General features: G+C 56.6%; 1 pseudogene. It reads left to right on the top strand.

Features of this window, described 5'->3' with window-relative positions:
* Window positions 1-58: 58 nt before the first annotated feature.
* Window positions 59-1,702 (top strand): annotated as a pseudogene (locus BTE28158_RS32190) (DUF2345 domain-containing protein); the annotation flags it as partial.
* Window positions 1,703-1,707: the final 5 nt, after the last annotated feature.

Here is a 1,707-nt window from a genome sequence, read left to right as displayed (position 1 = left end):
TCCGTGAACTATCTTCTACAACGTCCTCGGCTGCATCAGCGATGACCACCGAGCCGGATTAATCAGTGTTTCCCTAGAGGAATGGGAGTCGAGAGCGAAGCGATTCCTTGGTATGGGAGGCGTTCGGGCTATCGATACCGGTCGTCGGTTCGTGCTGACTGGCAATCCTGAGCACGATCGTGATCAAGCCGGGCAGCGAGAATTCGCTGCGATCAAAGTACGTCGGTACATTGAGAACAACCTGCCGCTATCGAATCACGAAGCGAGCTTTCCTTATAGCTTGCAGAGCGAACTAGCGCAGGCGAAGTTCGAACAAGCTGGAGAAGTCGTCACTCACGAAGACGGCTCGGCCGGTTTTTATCTGGTCGAAGTGGAGGCACAGCGCGTGACGGTTCCGTATAGGAGTCCGTTCGAGCACAAGAAGCCAGCGATGGAGTTGGAGACGGCCATCGTCGTCGGGCCGCCGGGCGAAGAGGTGTACACGGACACACTGAACCGCGTAAAGGTCATGTTCGTTTGGGACCGACAGAATTCGGGAAATGCGAATGCCTCGTGCTGGGTGAGGGTTGTGCAGTCGGATACGGGGGGCGGCTACGGCAGCGTTCACGTTCCGAGAGTCGGGGAAGAAGTCCTGATCGGCTACATAGGCGGAGATTGCGACCGGCCTATAGCCCTACATCGCGTCTACAACGGAAATGTCCAGCCTCAGTGGCATAGCAACGGCATTTTGTCAGGCTACCGGTCGAAGGAGTATTCGGGGGCGGGCTACAACGAAATGGTTCTGGACGACGCAACGGGCCAGAGCCGCGCGAGACTGTTCAGCAGCACAGCCAATAGTCAACTCCACCTCGGGTATCTGATTGACCAGAGCGGCAACACGCGCGGCTCGTATCTCGGCCCAGGATTTGATCTGAAGACGGATGCCTATGGTGCCGTGCGTGCCGCACAGGGGCTGTACATTACGACGCATCAGAAGCATGCAAACAGCCTGCAGCTTGACGTCCGCGAGGCGCAACAGCAACTCGTGGACGCAAAAAGCACGATCGAAGCGATGTCGCAGGCAAGCCAGACGCATCAGGCAGAAAGTCTGGCAGAGGGGCACGATGCGCTGAAGAAATTTACTGATGCGACGCAAGACCGTATACAAGGCTCGCATGCGGGAGGCAGGACAGCCGGTGGCGGCACCGGCAGTGCGAACGGGTTCCGAGAGCCCCTCATGCTGATTGCGAGCCCGTCCGGTATTGCATTGTCGACTCAGCAATCGGTGCATGTGTCGAGCGATCAGCATACCAATATCGTCAATGGGCAGAGCATGTTCATTGTCAGCGGGAAGTCGCTAGTTGCGAGCGTCGCGGAGAAAATCAGCCTGTTTGTGCAGAACGCCGGGATGAAGCTGTTTGCGGCGAAGGGAAAGGTGGAGGTGAACGCGCAGGATGACAACATCGAGTTGATCGCGCAGAAGACGGTGAAGGTGCTGTCGGCGACGGCAACGATTGAGGGAGCAGCGAAAGAGGAAATTCTGCTGACATCCGGTGGAGCATATATCCGAATCAAGGATGGCAATATCGAAATTCACGCACCGGGTAAAGTCGATATTAAGGGCAGTCAGCACTCGTTTAGTGGCCCCGCGAAGGAGGTATCCGGAATCTTGTGTGTGAGGCGGGTTAAGACTCAGATTCCGATGTTGAATCGTTCCGGGTAAAGCAG

It is taken from the genome of Burkholderia diffusa (genome assembly GCF_902499115.1).
Classification (GTDB): domain Bacteria; phylum Pseudomonadota; class Gammaproteobacteria; order Burkholderiales; family Burkholderiaceae; genus Burkholderia; species Burkholderia diffusa.
Note: the sequence above shows the minus strand (reverse complement) of the source record. Positions and strands in the feature narration are given on the sequence as shown.